Source organism: Weizmannia sp. FSL K6-3076 (assembly GCF_038007245.1).
Classification (GTDB): domain Bacteria; phylum Bacillota; class Bacilli; order Bacillales; family Bacillaceae_C; genus Weizmannia; species Weizmannia faecalis.
In genome coordinates this window covers 784,506-798,369 of sequence record NZ_JBBOWU010000001.1, presented here as the reverse complement: position 1 = coordinate 798,369, position 13,864 = coordinate 784,506, and the positions used below count along the sequence as shown (strand labels likewise).

Annotated in this window: 14 protein-coding genes; 3 read left to right on the top strand and 11 right to left on the bottom strand. The window is 48.9% G+C overall.

Annotated features, from left to right (window positions below; genetic code table 11):
- Window positions 1-59 precede the first annotated feature (59 nt).
- The 3 genes from NSS95_RS03510 to nagA form a co-directional block, all read right to left on the bottom strand.
- Window positions 60-770 carry a GntR family transcriptional regulator gene (locus NSS95_RS03510; protein WP_014095903.1) on the bottom strand — a complete coding sequence of 237 codons (711 nt, stop codon included), beginning with the start codon at window positions 768-770 and terminating at the stop codon, window positions 60-62.
- Window positions 763-1,491: a glucosamine-6-phosphate deaminase gene (gene nagB / locus NSS95_RS03505; RefSeq protein WP_014095904.1), complete on the bottom strand. Its 729-nt coding sequence runs from the start codon at window positions 1,489-1,491 to the stop codon at window positions 763-765. Before nagB ends, NSS95_RS03510 begins: the two co-directional genes overlap by 8 nt.
- Before the next feature lie 337 nt (window positions 1,492-1,828).
- Window positions 1,829-2,962, bottom strand: coding sequence for an N-acetylglucosamine-6-phosphate deacetylase (gene nagA / locus NSS95_RS03500; RefSeq protein ID WP_014095905.1), 1,134 nt, complete (start codon window positions 2,960-2,962; stop codon window positions 1,829-1,831).
- Between the two features lie 199 nt (window positions 2,963-3,161).
- Here nagA and NSS95_RS03495 point away from each other — a divergent pair, with 199 nt between their 5' ends.
- Window positions 3,162-4,640 carry an MDR family MFS transporter gene (locus tag NSS95_RS03495; RefSeq protein WP_017551621.1) on the top strand — a complete coding sequence of 493 codons (1,479 nt, stop codon included), beginning with the start codon at window positions 3,162-3,164 and terminating at the stop codon, window positions 4,638-4,640.
- Window positions 4,641-4,823: 183 nt separating this feature from the next.
- Here NSS95_RS03495 and metA read toward each other — a convergent pair whose 3' ends face one another.
- From metA to NSS95_RS03475, 4 genes are all read right to left on the bottom strand, one after another.
- On the bottom strand, window positions 4,824-5,729 hold the full coding sequence (metA, locus tag NSS95_RS03490) for a homoserine O-acetyltransferase MetA (RefSeq protein ID WP_035189069.1): 906 nt from the start codon (window positions 5,727-5,729) through the stop codon (window positions 4,824-4,826).
- A gap of 91 nt (window positions 5,730-5,820) precedes the next feature.
- The gene (manA, locus tag NSS95_RS03485; RefSeq protein ID WP_017551620.1) at window positions 5,821-6,768 is read right to left on the bottom strand and encodes a mannose-6-phosphate isomerase, class I; all 948 of its coding nucleotides are present in this window, start codon (window positions 6,766-6,768) and stop codon (window positions 5,821-5,823) included.
- Window positions 6,769-7,319: 551 nt separating this feature from the next.
- On the bottom strand, window positions 7,320-7,715 hold the full coding sequence (gene gloA2, locus NSS95_RS03480; protein WP_328228535.1) for an SMU1112c/YaeR family gloxylase I-like metalloprotein: 396 nt from the start codon (window positions 7,713-7,715) through the stop codon (window positions 7,320-7,322).
- Window positions 7,715-8,575, bottom strand: coding sequence for a CvfB family protein (locus NSS95_RS03475; protein ID WP_017551615.1), 861 nt, complete (start codon window positions 8,573-8,575; stop codon window positions 7,715-7,717). The genes gloA2 and NSS95_RS03475 overlap by 1 nt, the downstream gene beginning before the upstream one ends.
- Window positions 8,576-8,678: 103 nt before the next feature.
- On the opposite strand from NSS95_RS03475, the gene NSS95_RS03470 reads away from it, so the two are divergent.
- On the top strand, window positions 8,679-8,867 hold the full coding sequence (locus NSS95_RS03470; RefSeq protein ID WP_014095911.1) for a hypothetical protein: 189 nt from the start codon (window positions 8,679-8,681) through the stop codon (window positions 8,865-8,867).
- A gap of 5 nt (window positions 8,868-8,872) precedes the next feature.
- Entirely contained in the window at window positions 8,873-9,004 is a 132-nt protein-coding gene (locus tag NSS95_RS03465; RefSeq protein WP_014095912.1) for a DUF6254 family protein, read from the top strand.
- A gap of 161 nt (window positions 9,005-9,165) precedes the next feature.
- On the opposite strand, the gene NSS95_RS03460 is transcribed toward NSS95_RS03465, so the two are convergent.
- The 4 genes from NSS95_RS03460 to galT form a co-directional block, all read right to left on the bottom strand.
- The gene (locus tag NSS95_RS03460; RefSeq protein ID WP_014095913.1) at window positions 9,166-9,354 is read right to left on the bottom strand and encodes a cold-shock protein; all 189 of its coding nucleotides are present in this window, start codon (window positions 9,352-9,354) and stop codon (window positions 9,166-9,168) included.
- 662 nt (window positions 9,355-10,016) lie between these two features.
- On the bottom strand, window positions 10,017-11,003 hold the full coding sequence (locus NSS95_RS03455) for a LacI family DNA-binding transcriptional regulator (RefSeq protein WP_017551614.1): 987 nt from the start codon (window positions 11,001-11,003) through the stop codon (window positions 10,017-10,019).
- A gap of 19 nt (window positions 11,004-11,022) precedes the next feature.
- Window positions 11,023-12,063 (bottom strand): aldose epimerase family protein, encoded by a 1,041-nt coding sequence (locus NSS95_RS03450; protein ID WP_328228534.1) that lies wholly within the window; start codon window positions 12,061-12,063, stop codon window positions 11,023-11,025.
- Window positions 12,064-12,375: 312 nt separating this feature from the next.
- The gene (gene galT / locus NSS95_RS03445; protein ID WP_328228533.1) at window positions 12,376-13,860 is read right to left on the bottom strand and encodes a UDP-glucose--hexose-1-phosphate uridylyltransferase; all 1,485 of its coding nucleotides are present in this window, start codon (window positions 13,858-13,860) and stop codon (window positions 12,376-12,378) included.
- Between the last annotated feature and the right edge of the window lie 4 nt (window positions 13,861-13,864).

Sequence of the window (13,864 nt, the reverse complement as noted above, 5' to 3'; positions counted from 1 at the left end):
ACCGCGGATCTTCCGCGGTTTTTTTGCATCTGAACCGGCTTGCCCCGATTTGATTCTTCTTACATATAAAATTTAAAGCGGCTGCCGGCGTATTGCGCTTTGACATATTCAAACGGTGTACCGTCTGAAAGCGAAGTCACGCGTTCAATGGACAGCACCGGTGAACCCGGGGCCACTTTTAACAGTTTTGCCAGCCGTGCGCTCGCCGCAACGGCTTCGATTGTCTGGTACCCTTTTCCGAGCCGCAATCCCTTTTCCCGTTCAAGAAACTGGTAGAAAGAACGGTTTAATTTTTCTTCAGTAAGCCCTGCCGCAATCCTTGCCGGGGTGATGATCGATTCGAATACAATCGGGATCTCATCCCCGTAGCGGAGCCGCTCGATATGAAGAACGTTTTCCGGCTCTTTCAGCGTGAGTGCCTCCATTTCCTGCACGGAGGCTTCCCTTTCAAAAAACGCCACGATTTTATTCGAAGCTTTCATCCCGCGCTCTTCCATCAGCCGCGTAAAACTCATCCGCCCTTCCAAAGGCTGCTCCACCTTATGTTCGCTGATAAACGTGCCGCTTCCCCGTTTTCTCATTAAAATGCCTTCATCCACCAAACCTTGTACCGCCTGGCGGACTGTCATTCTGCTCACTTCAAAAAGATCGCTTAACACCCGTTCAGACGGAATGGCTTCGCCTGTTTTCCATTCCCCCTCCCTGATTTTCTTCCGGATTTCTTCCTGAATTTGAAAGTAAATCGGGATCGGGGAGGTTTTGTCAATCATGGCGCTTCCCGGCATCCTCCAGCAAAGAAGCGGCATCTTCATCGGCAACGACAACGACATTCGGATGCATTTGCAGAACGGATGCCGGGCAGGCTTCGTCCACCGGCCCTTTGATCATGCTGCGGACCGCTTCAGCCTTACTTTTGCCGAATGCCAGCAGTACGATTTTTTTCGCGTCCATAATCGAAGCAATCCCCATCGAAAGGGCGCGATCCGGCACATCTTCTTCTCTTTCGAAAAAGCGCCGGTTTGCTTCCCGCGTCGATTCGGTCAGTTCGACAATATGGGTTCTGGAATCGAAGGAAGTGCCCGGTTCATTAAAGCCGATGTGCCCGTTTTTACCGATGCCGAGCACTTGTAGGTCGACCGGATGCGTTTTTAAAATTCTTTCATACCTTGCACATTCTTCTTCGAGGTCTTCCGCCGTTCCATCAGGCAGATACGATTGTTTAAAATTCATATGCGAAAACAGTTCTTTTTCCATGTAATAACGGTAGCTGTGTTCATCGGTATCTTTGAGGCCCACATATTCGTCAAGATTCACAGTGGTAACGTTTGAAACGTCCAGTCCGGCATGCCGCATGTAAGCATACAGCTTCAGCGGCGTGCCGCCCGTTGCAAGCCCGAGCGTGCGGATTTGCCCTTCCCGAATCCCTTTTTCGATCAGTTCATAGGCGTATTTTGCTGCTTCATCGCTTGTTTTAAAAATATGCACATCCATTTTTATCCCCGCTTTCAAAGATGATATGTTTTTTTACCAGATCTTTACTGGTTGTAAGACTCTTTTACTGCGCGACTGGTTATTTCCGCTCTCCAAGGTGATACGTTGCTTTCGCTCGTAATTGTTCATCCAGCAGTACGAAATCGGCATCTTTCCCGACCGTAAGACTTTTTTTATCGCGCGACTGGTTCACACCAGTCTGTGTGTGTTATTCCCGCTCTCCAAGATGATACGTTGCTTTCACTTGCAATTGTTCATCCAGCAGTACAAAATCGGCATCTTTCCTGGCCGTAAGACTTTTTTTATCGCGCGACTGGTTCACACCAGTCTGTGCGCGTTATTCCCGCTCTCCAAGGTGATACGTTGTTTTCACTTGCAATTGTTCATCCAGCAGTACAAAATCGGCATCTTTCCCGGCCGTGAGACTTCCTTTTTGTTCGAGGCCAAACTCGCGCGCCTGGTTCACGGAAGTCATCTGTACCGCTTCTGCAATCGAACAGCCGGTAAATTTCATAATGTTGCGGAATGCATCGTCCATCTTTAAGATGCTGCCGGCAAGCGCACCATTTTCAAGCCGGGCTTCCCCATTTTTCACCAGCACTTTCTGGCCGCCGAGCTCCGACTCCCCGTCCGGCAGCCCTTTCGCCCGCATCGCATCAGTAATGACGGAGATTTTTTCCGGCCCTTTTATTTCATACGTGAACTTCACCATATCCGGATGCACATGGATACCGTCAACAATCAGTTCAACTTGTACATAAGGCGACAGCAACGCATGCCCCGCAACGCCAGGCTCGCGGTGGTGCAGGCCGCGCATGCCATTATAAAGATGGGTCGCGTGTGTTGCCTTGCTTTGTAAAAGTTCAGCACGGACGGCATCTGAATGGCCCATGGAAGGCACGATGCCGCGTTCAATCATCACATTTTCAAATGCCCGTGCACCTTCATTTTCAGGGGCATAGGTGACAAGCTTAATGAGATTGCCAGAAGCTTCAACCCACTTTAAAAACAGTTCCGTGTCCGGCGCCTTAATATATTCAAGCGGCTGGGCCCCCGCTCTTTTTTTCGAAACAAACGGCCCTTCGAGATGAATGCCTTCGATCGTTGTGCCCCCTTTTTCTTTTGCCACTTTAACGGCGCGCAAGGCGGCTTCGATTTTTCCGTAATCCTGGGTCATCGTTGTCGCGAAAAAGGAAGTCACCCCTTCCTGCCGCAACTTTTGGCTTAATGTAACGAGCGCCTCCGGATCGGCATCCATCGCATCAATGCCATAGCCGCCATGGATATGGACATCAATCATGCCCGGGATAGTTGTCATCCCTTTCCCGTCGATCACTTCTTCCCCTGCTTTCGGCCGGTAATCTGCCATTTTGCCGGTTTCAATGATTTTATCTGTAAACCGGATAAATCCGTCTGCAATATGTTCATTCCCTGTATAAAGATTGCTGTGGATCAGCACTTTTTCCGTCAACGGAAAACACCTCTTTTTTAAAATTTATATAGTTGTCTATACCAATTATCATTCATGATGTGTCAGATGTCAATCTTTATTATGGGGAAATGATTTCTTTTTATGCAGATTCTTTCCTGAGTCTAGAAATCTATTTTTCCGCGGCAAGTTGATATATACTAGAAAAAGTGCAGAACGAACAAATCATGGAGGACTTTTTATGAAACAAACCAATGTCAAGGCGGTCACAATCGCCCTGTTTGTGGCCACCTTTTTAACAGCCATTGAGGGGACGATTGTCAGCACCGCGATGCCGCGGATTGTGAGCGACCTGAAAGGGATCGGCGTGATGAACTGGGTATTTGCCATTTATTTGCTCACTTCAGCAGTAACGGTTCCAATTTTCGGGAAGCTTGCGGATTTGTACGGTCGCAAAAAAATTTTCACGGCCGGCACCGTTGTTTTCCTTGCCGGTTCGACATTGTGCGGGCTCGCCGGTTCGATGGGCCAGCTGATTGTGTTCCGTGCCATTCAGGGAATCGGGGCCGGGGCGATCATGCCGGTTACGAATACCATTGTTGCCGATATTTATCCGCATGAAAAACGGGCGAAAATGCTCGGGTTTATGGGCGCGGCATGGGGCATTGCCGGTGTCATCGGGCCTCTTTTCGGCGGTTTCTTTGTCGACCAGCTCACCTGGCACTGGATCTTTTTCATCAATCTGCCGTTTGGTCTGATTTCCGTTTTGATGGTCATCCTGTTTTTACATGAGCAGGTGGAAAAAACGGAAAATGCAATTGATGTATGGGGGGCTGCCACCTTTTCCGCCGGGATGCTTGCATTGCTTTACGCCCTACAAAAAGGCGGGGATACAAGCGATTGGGGAAACCCGGTGATTATAGGATTATTAGCTGGTAGTGTCATTCTCCTTGGTTTATTTATATGGATTGAGTACCGGCATCCGGATCCATTAATGCCGCTTTCGTTGTTCCACGTCCGGGCCATTTCGGTTTCAAATCTGGTTTGTTTTTTGGGCAGTGCTGTTCTGATGGGGATTAACGTGTATATTCCGATGTGGATCCAAGGGCTTGAAGGGCATGGCGCAACGCTTTCCGGCCTTATGCTGGCACCGAGCCCTGTCCTGTGGATGCTCGGCTCTTTTGCCGGCGGAAGGCTTCAGTTGAAATACGGGGACCGTTTGGCGTTTTTAACGGGGATGGCCTTCATCTTGGGAAGCACTGCCTGGCTCAGCTTGTTTTCATTGGGAACGCAGGAATGGAGTTTTTACGTTTTCTCCGCCATTTCCGGGTTCGGGTTCGGGATTGTGATGACGATCTCGCTCGTTTCGGTTCAGTCGGCGGTGGACTGGTCTTTGCGCGGGGCGGCGACGGCTTCGAATACATTTTTCCGGAATCTCGGGCAGTCGGCGGGTTCCGCTGTATTCGGTACGTATTTCAATGCAAAAGTTGCCGGGGAACTTGCGAAGGGCAATCCGGGCGGGTTTACGACGAATTCGCTGAACAGGCTGATCAATCCGGAAAGCGCAGGCCGGTTTTCGGAAGCGGCGCGCGATTGGCTGCGGCATGTGCTTTTTTCAGGCATTCACTCGATCTTCATCCTACTTGCCATAATTTCACTTGTTTGTTTTCTTCTCTCTTTCGCGGTTCCGAAAGCGGAAGGCGAAAAGGGGCTGTCCTGATACGCGGGGCTGCCTCTTTTTTTTGGGGGATGCTTCTGATAGCAATTGGGGGCTTTTTGCCGTTTACGCATTGTCCCTTAGCGAGCTTCAAAGGAACAAAAGCCAGCCGAATCGAACGGTAACTTTCTTTTGAAATCCCCAAGCACCAAAAAAGCCGCCCCTGTTTGCGGGACAGCCCTTTGTTTACCATTGGTACGGTGTTTCCTGGTATACATAATAGTTCAGCCAATTGGAAAAAAGTAAGTAGCTGTGCGAGCGCCATGTATGGAGCGGCCTCTCATTGGCATCGTTATTGGGAAAATAATTTTTCGGGAGGGCGGTGCCAAGTCCTCTTTGCTGATCGCGCACATATTCATCAGCAAGGGTTGTGGCATCATATTCCAAATGGCCGGTGATCATAATATTTTTCCCGTTTTCGTCCATCACAATGAACGGCGAACCCTCTTCCGATATGGAAACGAGCTGCAGTTCCGGATGGTTTTCAATGGCTCCGCGTGCAACATCCGTATAGCGGGAATGGGGCGCGTTAAAAACCTCATCAAATCCGCGGACCAGCTTGACCATCGGCAAAAACAAGCGGTGTTTGAAAATGCCGAAACACTTTTCCGGCAGTTCGTACTTCTCAATGCCGTAATGGTAGTACAAGGCAGCCTGCGCGCCCCAGCAAATATGTAGTGTCGACGTGACATTGGTTTTGGTCCAATCCATGATTTGCTTCAGCTCGTCCCAATAATCCACCGCTTCGAAATCCATTTTTTCAACCGGGGCACCGGTAATAATCATCCCGTCAAAACGGCGGCTTTTCACCTCGTCAAAAACCGTGTAAAAATGTTCTAAATGGTAGCTGCTGACGTTTTTGGATTGGTAAGTCGACGTCCGGAGAAAAGTGATGTTGACCTGCAACGGCGTATTGCCAAGAAGGCGCAGCAGCTGCAACTCCGTCTTTTCTTTTTCCGGCATTAAATTTAAGATTAATATATTCAGCGGACGGATATCCTGCGTTCTCGCCCTGTCCTCATCCATCACAAAAATTTTCTCTTGTCTCAGCAGCTCTCCGGCAGGTAAATCTTTCGGTATATTGATTGGCATTTTCAACGTCTCCCCCATACTCAGTTGTCATGTATTTTTCATTATATCGGTTTTCTGCCGTTTGCTGCAATATTCTTGATAGACAGACAGTTTACGGATGGGATATGATCAGCGTCAGATGACCTTCCAGTTCAAAATGGCCAAATCCGGACGGCAGCAGAAAATGCATCCCTTTTTCAAGCGGATAAGTTTTTCCGTCGGCTTTCATGGCCCCTTCCCCGTCAAGCACGCTGGCCAGTTCGAACGGTTTGTTTTGGGTAAACGATGCGGTTCCTTTTACATCCCATTTATATACAGAGAAAAAGGCTTCCTTTGCAAACGTTGTGATGGTAACACCCGGTTTTTCTTCCGTACGGGGGAGGACTGCGGCATCCCGGTGCGGTATCGTTGTAACATCAATGGCTTTTTGCAAATGCAGTTCACGTTTGTTGCCGGCAGCATCCGTCCGGTCGTAGTCATAAACGCGGTACGTTGTATCACTGCTTTGCTGCGTTTCGAGCACAAGCGTCCCTTCACAAAGAGCATGAATCGTCCCGCTCGGCACATAGAAAAAGTCCCCCGGGTGAATCGGCACTTTGCGCAGCAGGCTGTCCCATTTTCCTTCTTCAACCAGGCGGACGAATTCTTCTTTCGTTTTGGCATGATGCCCGTAAACGAGCTGTGCGTCTTCCTTGCAATCAATGATGTACCAGCATTCCGTTTTGCCAAGTTCTCCGTTTTCGTGTTCATTGGCGTATGCATCATCCGGGTGAACCTGAACCGATAAATCTGCATTTGCATCGAGAATTTTCGTCAGGAGCGGGAATCCTTTTCCAGACATTCCGCCGAACAAGTCACGTCTTTCTTCCCACAGTTCCATCAAGGTTTTGCCGGCAAATTCACCGTTTTTTACAGTCGACGGGCCGTTCGGATGGCCGGAAATAGCCCAGCACTCCCCTGTATGGTCAGACGGGATGCGGTAACCAAACCGGTCCCTCAGCGCGGTTCCTCCCCAAATTCTTTCTTTAAAAACCGGTTCAAGAAATAAAGGCTCGCTCATTCAAATCTTCCTCCTTGAAAGGCAATCCTTTGCTCAAATATGAACAAAGCATTTTCAGTCCTTTTCATTATAGCACACCGCTCCTGCACCCGCGCCGGTTATCCCGTGTTTTTGCACCGGCCATTTGCTTTCCGCACGCAAAATTTTTTTGCCCGTTTGGGGACGTTTTTCATTTCTTGCCTGCCATTTTTTGCTGTCCCGGTATCCCCGTGTTTTTCAATCGGCCGTTTGTCTTCAGCTATCTTCTGCATGCAAAATTTTTTGCCCATTTGGAACCATTTTTCGTTTCTTGCCTGCCATTTTTTGCTGTCCCGGTATCCCCGTGTTTTTCAATCGGCCGTTTGTCTTCAGCTATCTTCTGAGCGAAAAATTTTTTGCCCATTTGGAACCATTTTTCGTTTCTTGCCTGCCATTTTTTTGCTGTCCGGATGCCGCTTTTTTGTTTGCCAAATTTTAGTGTTTATACGGGGGCGTTTTCTATTTCTTTATCTGCCAATCTGTTTTTTTGCACCGGCCGTTTGTCTGCAAATTTTTTCATCCGCAGTAACAGGTCAGCTTTCATACAATTCGATCGGAAGACCGTCGGGATCCTGGAAAAAGGTGAATTTTTTATCTGTAAGCGGGTCAATGCGGATGTCTTCTACTTGAATGCCCATTTCTTCAAGCCACTTTTTATCCGCTTCTACATCGTCCGTTTCAAATGCAAGATGCCGCAAGCCCGCAGCTTCCGGAAATGTCGGGCGCGCGGGCGGATTCGGAAAGGAAAACAGCTCGATCTGATATACGCTGCCGACCGAAAGATCCAGTTTGTAGGAATCCCGCTCTTTCCGATATACTTCCCGCACCGGCTCCAATCCAAGGCAATCGACATAAAAATGCTTTGATTTTGCATAATCGGAACAAATGATGGCAATATGGTGAATGCGTTTCAACCTTGGAGCTGCCATTACTTTTCCTCCTTCCGATAAGTCCAGCCTTCTTCTTGATAGACGGTGCCGTTTTTCATCAGACGGCCGAGCGCACGTTTAAACGCCGCTTTGCTGATGCCAAACCGCTCCTGAATCTCTTCCGGCATGCTTTTATCCCAATACGGCATTTTTCCGCCGCGGGAATCCATATAGGCAAGGATATTTTCCGCATCTTTATCCAATGCTTCATAAGCGCGCCCCAAAAGCGAGATATTCAGTGTCCCGTCTTCTTTTACATCAATGACGCGGCCTTCCACTTTCTGCCCGAGGCGCGGTTCGTTTTTGCGCTGTGATTCATGGATGAAGCCAATAAAGCCCTCATCGGTTATGATTGAAGAACCCGCTTTTGTCAGTCGGAACACATGCCCGGTGACATCTTTGTTCCACATTTCACGACCGGCTTGTTTCGCTAAATCCCTGACCATGTTTTCTTCGGCTAATTTTGCGAATAAGCGCCCATGTTTGTCAAGATCAAGGGTAATGTATAAACGATCGCCTTTTTCCGGCCAGAGCGAGCGGATCGGGGGCAAGTCATCAACAGAAAGAAGCATGTCTTTGTGAATTCCGATCGAAACGAAAACGCCAAGTTTTTCTTTGGTGCCGGCAACTTCCGCCCAGCCGTATGTCCCCAATCGGATGTCCGGAATCACATTTGTCGCGGCCAGCCTCCCCTGATGGTCCTGATATAGAAAGACCGTTTGCACCGCTTCCGGATCAAAGGGTTCCACAATATCCCGGTGATGCAGGAGCACGTCTTCTGTCCCGTTAGATAAAAAATAACCGAACGGCGCTTCCCGCACCACCGTAAGTTCGGCAACGGTTCCTGGTGTTAAATCCATTGCAGCAGTTTCCTCCTCCGTAAATCGTTTGCTTCATAATAGGTAATTATAACATTGATCGGCGGAAAACATGATTTTATTTTGAACAAGGAGTGGAAATACTATGCCTGACAAACGTGAGGTGACGCATCGGGACAATGAGGCGGAAACGGTTGTCAATGATGCGCATGGGAGCAACCAGGTTGGCTTGTTCAGTGAACATAAGCCTTATAAACCGTTTGCTGTGACAGCGCTTGAAACGGATAAGGATATGAAAAGATTCGCGAAATTTACAGATGGCAAACAGGAGTGATCCAAGTGAGTAAATCAAAGCGCGAAGAAGAACGACAGTGGAAAGTCCGGAAAGAATCGCAAAACCCGCACGGCAAAGTGAAATCTCTGGAAGAAATCGCGGATGAGATATTCGCCGAATGGAAAGAAAAAAAGTGAGATAAAGGGGTGCTTTCATGGCACCCCTTTTGTATGCTGGAGACCGCGCGCAATCGGGTTTTACAAAAAATGGCTTAACGATTCCCGCAGATAGTAAAAAACCCGTTGAAAACAGGGGTTTCAACAGGCCCGAAAAATGGCAACAAAAAATAACTGTTTTTTTAACTTCCGATAACTGGCAGCACGCGTACTTCTTTTTTCATATCGGAGTGGCAGAGCGGGCAGTGCGGCTTTTCTTCAAAAGTAAAGTTTTCACGCATAAAACCGTTGCAATCATCGTTTGTGCAGGCCCATACGGTCGTTTCCACCTCAGGCACCGGCTCCTTCTGGTTATTAAAATATGCCATCATAAAAGACTCCCTTCTTATGTTTAGTATAACACACTTTAACACAAAAAAGGGGACCGGCCCTGCTGCGTTAACGTATGCAGGCAAGTGTGCAAACCGTCCCGGCGCATTCGTGCATGCTTCTATTATATGCATGCGGCCCCGGCTTTATGCGGGCCTCCGCTTTGCACGAGGCAAGTGCTGCAGCCTGGAACCGGGCTGGAGCCGGGATCCACACTGCTCGATACATTTGCAAAACCTGCCTTAATCGCTACTCTACTTTTCGCAAAGCCGCGGCCATTCTTTCGCGCCACTGCTATTTTTGAAGCAGGTACTTGCAATGCTTCAAGGCATTGCATCATCTGCCCTAAAATCCTGCCCACTTACGACAGGTTTGCGGCGGTTTTGTTTGCAATATATGCCATTTCGAAACAGCAACCTATACTCGCACTGCCCCGATGCATTTGCAAAGCCTGCCTTAATCGCTACTCTACTTTTCGCAAAGCCCGCCCATTTTCTTTCGTGCCCCCGCTATTATTGAAACCGGGACCTGCACTGCTTCGGCACCTTTGCATCATCTGCCCTAAAATTTACTCCGCTTTCCGTAAAGTTCGCGGCCATACCATTCCAAAACCAAGATCGCAACAGACAGCCTCAAAATCATTTTTACCCGCTTTCCCACTCACTCATCCGCTTTTGCGGCAAACAAGTTTTGTGGCAATAAAAATTTTCTTTGCAACGGTTCTGCCTTCCAAACGTTCCAGCAGCGTATCGACTGCTGTCTCGCCCATCAATTCCGTATACACTTTCACAGTAGAAAGCGGCGGGAAAACATATTTGGACAGCGAGATGTCATTGACGCCGATAAGGCTCACGCGGCCGGGCACCGGGATGTTGTTTTCCGCAAGCGCCTTAAGGCACCCGATCGCAATCGCATCATTGGCGGCAAAAAAAGCGGTCGGAAGCGCGTCCCCGTGTTCGCGGATCGCCTCGTTCATCAACTGGTATCCGTCTTCAGTCGAAAACGCACCGATATATACCCATTTTTCATTCCAGCGGCCTGCTGCCTGCATCCAGCGCCTGAACGCCGTTTCGCGCGGATCCTCAATCGTGGCGGACGCATCTTTATAATTTTCCCTGCCGCCGATAAAGCCGATTTGTGTATGGCCTTTTTCCGTAAAATAGGCGAGCACTTTTTCTGTCGCTTTTTCAAAATCGGCCACAACAGCATCAAAGCGGTTGTCGTCAGGCGAGCAGTCGACAAATACGATATTCGGGGTAACAGAGAGAAGCTTCTCCACTTGCGCCAGGCTGAATTTCCCGACAGCAATAATGCCCTGGATTTGCTCTTTCCCCATCTCTTCCAAATGCGTCAAATCGTATTTCGTCAGCCGGATATTTTTCATGCTGCAGCGTGCTTCAATGCCCATTCTGATCGATAAATAATACAAATCATTCAGCTCTTCTTGTTCCGTATACCAGTACACTAGCGCAATTTTGATTTTTTCCGGTTTCCGGGCTGTTTTTTTCTTGTAGGAAAGCGCTTCAGCCGCTTCAAAGATTCTTTTTTTCGTATCGTCACTAACGGAAAGTGACGGGTCGTTATTCAGCACGCGTGAAACCGTTGAAATGGAAACACCCGCCTTCTCTGCAATATCTTTAATCGTTGCCATGCTTACACCTCAATCTTTTTCAACCAAAAATCCATTTTGTATGGGCACGGTATGTTTCACCCGGCTCTAGAATCACAGACGGGTATTCAGGGTGATGGATCGCATCCGGCACACCCTGCGTCTCAAGGCAGACCGCCAAATAATCTGAAGGCTTGCGGCCGCGGATTTCATATTCGTCATTGCCCATTGTATTGCAAGTATAAACGACGACGCAAGGCTGGTCGGTTTCCACCGTCAGCACGCGCCCGCTCTCTTCGTCTTTTAAGCGGATCGTTTTTTCCGTTTCCGGCAATAAAAACGCGTGGTCATAGCCGTTTCCGACAAGGACGTTTTGCGGATGATCTGATACCGTGCCGTCTTCGATTTTTCGCCCGTTCCGAAAATCGAACGCGGTGCCGGTGACATCGAAAGTCTTCCCTGTCGGCAGCGTTTCCTGGCCAAGTTCAAGCACACGGTTACTCGGGATTTGCAATTTGTGCCCGCGTACATCGCGTTTCATATCGCCGCTTAAATTGAAGTATGCATGATTGGTCATGTTGACGATCGTTTTTTTATCCGTATGTGCCTGATAAGACAGCTTCAGTTCTTGTTCATTTGTTAAAAGATAGGTCACGGTGGCATCGAGATTTCCGGGATAGCCTTCTTCGCCGTCCGGGCTTATATGCGTAAATTTCACACCAACTGCGCCGTCTTGTTCAATGGGTGTGCTGTCCCAGATGACGGCGTTAAACCCTTTGAAGCCGCCATGGAGATGGTTGCGGTTTTCATTGGCAGAAAGCTTGTATGTTTTGCCGTCCAGTTCAAAAGAAGCCCCGGCGATCCTGCCGGCAATACGGCCGATGATAGCGCCGAAATACGGAACACCATGGAGGTAGCCGTCAAGGTTGTCATACCCGAGCACGATATTTTCCGCTTTGCCGTTTTTGTCCGGCACGATGATCTTGTTGATGATGCAACCGTATTCAAGCACCGTTACAGATACGCCACAGTCATTTTTCAATTCATAAGCATAGACCGGACGCCCTTCCAATTCCCCAAACAATGCCTTTTTGATTTCCATTTTGATCAGCCCTTTTCCGTTAAAGATTGCGGGCCATATAAAACGGCCCGGTGTACCCGTCTGAGCTAAAAGTTACGGAATGTGATCTGCAGCCCCCTATATGCGTCAAAAGCGTATGCTAAAAATGTTGGAACGCGTTCCCGGCTCCAGTTCCCCGCGACCGCGCCAATCGCTTCCAGAGTCTGCGGCCGGTCTCACAGTCCTGTAAAAACCGGCCTGCTGCTTGGACTGCGCGATTCATTCCGGAAGATGTTTAGCAGCCCGCACGATTCGCCGTTAACATCTACACAAAAATGTTGGAACGGACCGCTACTACAACTTGCGTAAAAAGTTCCGGAATGCCTGTTTCCCTTTTTCGTCCCGTTTGAAGACGCCGGCGTGCTGCAAAACTTGCAGGAAGACTTTGCCCACTTCGTTGCGGACGATGCCTTCCACGTTTTCCGCCGCCACCGTGCCTTCGTATTTTTTCTTCAATCCGTTTGCCCAGTCAAGATGGTAGTCGGCAATATCATTCGGCTGCCCGAGCAAAAATTTTTCCACTTCGGCCAGCTCATTTTTCAGCCGCGCTGGCAGAACCGCAAGCCCCATCACTTCAATCAGCCCGATGTTTTCTTTTTTAATATGATGGACCTCAGCGTGCGGGTGGAAAATGCCAAGCGGATGGGTTTCGCTTGTCCGGTTGTTGCGGAGCACAAGATCAAGTTCAAACCGGCCCGCGCGTTTTCTTGCGATCGGCGTAATCGTGTTATGCGGCGTCCCGTTTGTTTCCGCGAGAATGTCGGCGGAAGGATCGCTGTACTGTTTCCAGATTTGCAAAATATGATCCGCGGCCTCTGTAAGCCTTGCTGCCTCTGCACTTCGCAGCCGGATGACCGATATCGGCCATTTGATAACGGCGGCTTCCACATCCGGAAATGCCTTCATTTCAAACTGCCAGTCGTCAGCCGCTTTTGCCATCGCAAATTCATAACGCCCGCCCTGATAATGGTCGTGCGACAAAATCGAACCGCCGACAATCGGCAGATCGGCATTTGAACCAAGGAAATAATGCGGGAACCGCCCGACAAATTCAAGCAATCTTTGAAAAGCCGCTTTGTCGATTTTCATATCGCGGTGTGTTTCTGACAGCACAATGCAATGTTCGTTGTAATACATATATGGTGAATATTGCAAATACCACGGCTCGCCGCCGAGGGTAAGGCGGATAAGCCGGTGGTTCGACCGTGCCGGGTGCCCCGTTCTGCCGGCATATCCTTCATTTTCCATGCAAAGAAGGCATTTCGGGTAATGCCCTTTTTTGGCGTTTTTTTCCCTGGCAATGGACTTCGGGTCTTTTTCCGGTTTTGAAAGATTGATGGTAATGTCAAGATCGCCGTATTCCGTTGGCGTCTTGTATACAATGTTTTTCGCAATCTGCTTCGTTTGGATATAATTGCTGTGTTTGCTTAATGCGTAAAAATAATCGGTCGCTTCAGCCGGGCTTTCCGCATATTTTTCCCGGAAAATATAGTTTACCGTTGACGGGCGCGGCGTAAACACATTCATGATGTGGCTTGCAAAAATGTCTTTCTCATCCAATACATCCTGAATGATGCCTTTTTCGCACGCGTAACGGACAAGGATGCGGAGGAGATCAGGAATATCCTGATCCGCCCCGCCTTCTTCCGGTTCATGAAATTCATCCAGATGCAAAAGTGACAGCACCTGGTTTCTCGCATACACCCGGTCTTCTTCCCCGATTAACCCGGCACGGACAGCCTTGTTTACAAGCTGCTCGACCGTTTCAAAAATGGCCAATGAT

Bases quoted from the DNA above. Each gene is read 5' to 3' on its own strand.
- NSS95_RS03475 (WP_017551615.1), bottom strand. From the start codon at position 8,575: ATGGATTTAACACCAGGAACCGTTGCCGAACTTACGGTGGTGCGGGAA.
- metA (WP_035189069.1), bottom strand. From the start codon at position 5,729: ATGCCAATCAATATACCGAAAGATTTACCTGCCGGAGAGCTGCTGAGA.
- nagB (WP_014095904.1), bottom strand. From the start codon at position 1,491: ATGGATGTGCATATTTTTAAAACAAGCGATGAAGCAGCAAAATACGCC.
- gloA2 (WP_328228535.1), bottom strand. From the start codon at position 7,715: ATGGCAGCTCCAAGGTTGAAACGCATTCACCATATTGCCATCATTTGT.
- NSS95_RS03495 (WP_017551621.1), top strand. From the start codon at position 3,162: ATGAAACAAACCAATGTCAAGGCGGTCACAATCGCCCTGTTTGTGGCC.
- NSS95_RS03450 (WP_328228534.1), bottom strand. From the start codon at position 12,063: ATGGAAATCAAAAAGGCATTGTTTGGGGAATTGGAAGGGCGTCCGGTC.
- NSS95_RS03470 (WP_014095911.1), top strand. From the start codon at position 8,679: ATGCCTGACAAACGTGAGGTGACGCATCGGGACAATGAGGCGGAAACG.
- manA (WP_017551620.1), bottom strand. From the start codon at position 6,768: ATGAGCGAGCCTTTATTTCTTGAACCGGTTTTTAAAGAAAGAATTTGG.
- NSS95_RS03510 (WP_014095903.1), bottom strand. From the start codon at position 770: ATGATTGACAAAACCTCCCCGATCCCGATTTACTTTCAAATTCAGGAA.
- NSS95_RS03460 (WP_014095913.1), bottom strand. From the start codon at position 9,354: ATGATGGCATATTTTAATAACCAGAAGGAGCCGGTGCCTGAGGTGGAA.
- NSS95_RS03455 (WP_017551614.1), bottom strand. From the start codon at position 11,003: ATGGCAACGATTAAAGATATTGCAGAGAAGGCGGGTGTTTCCATTTCA.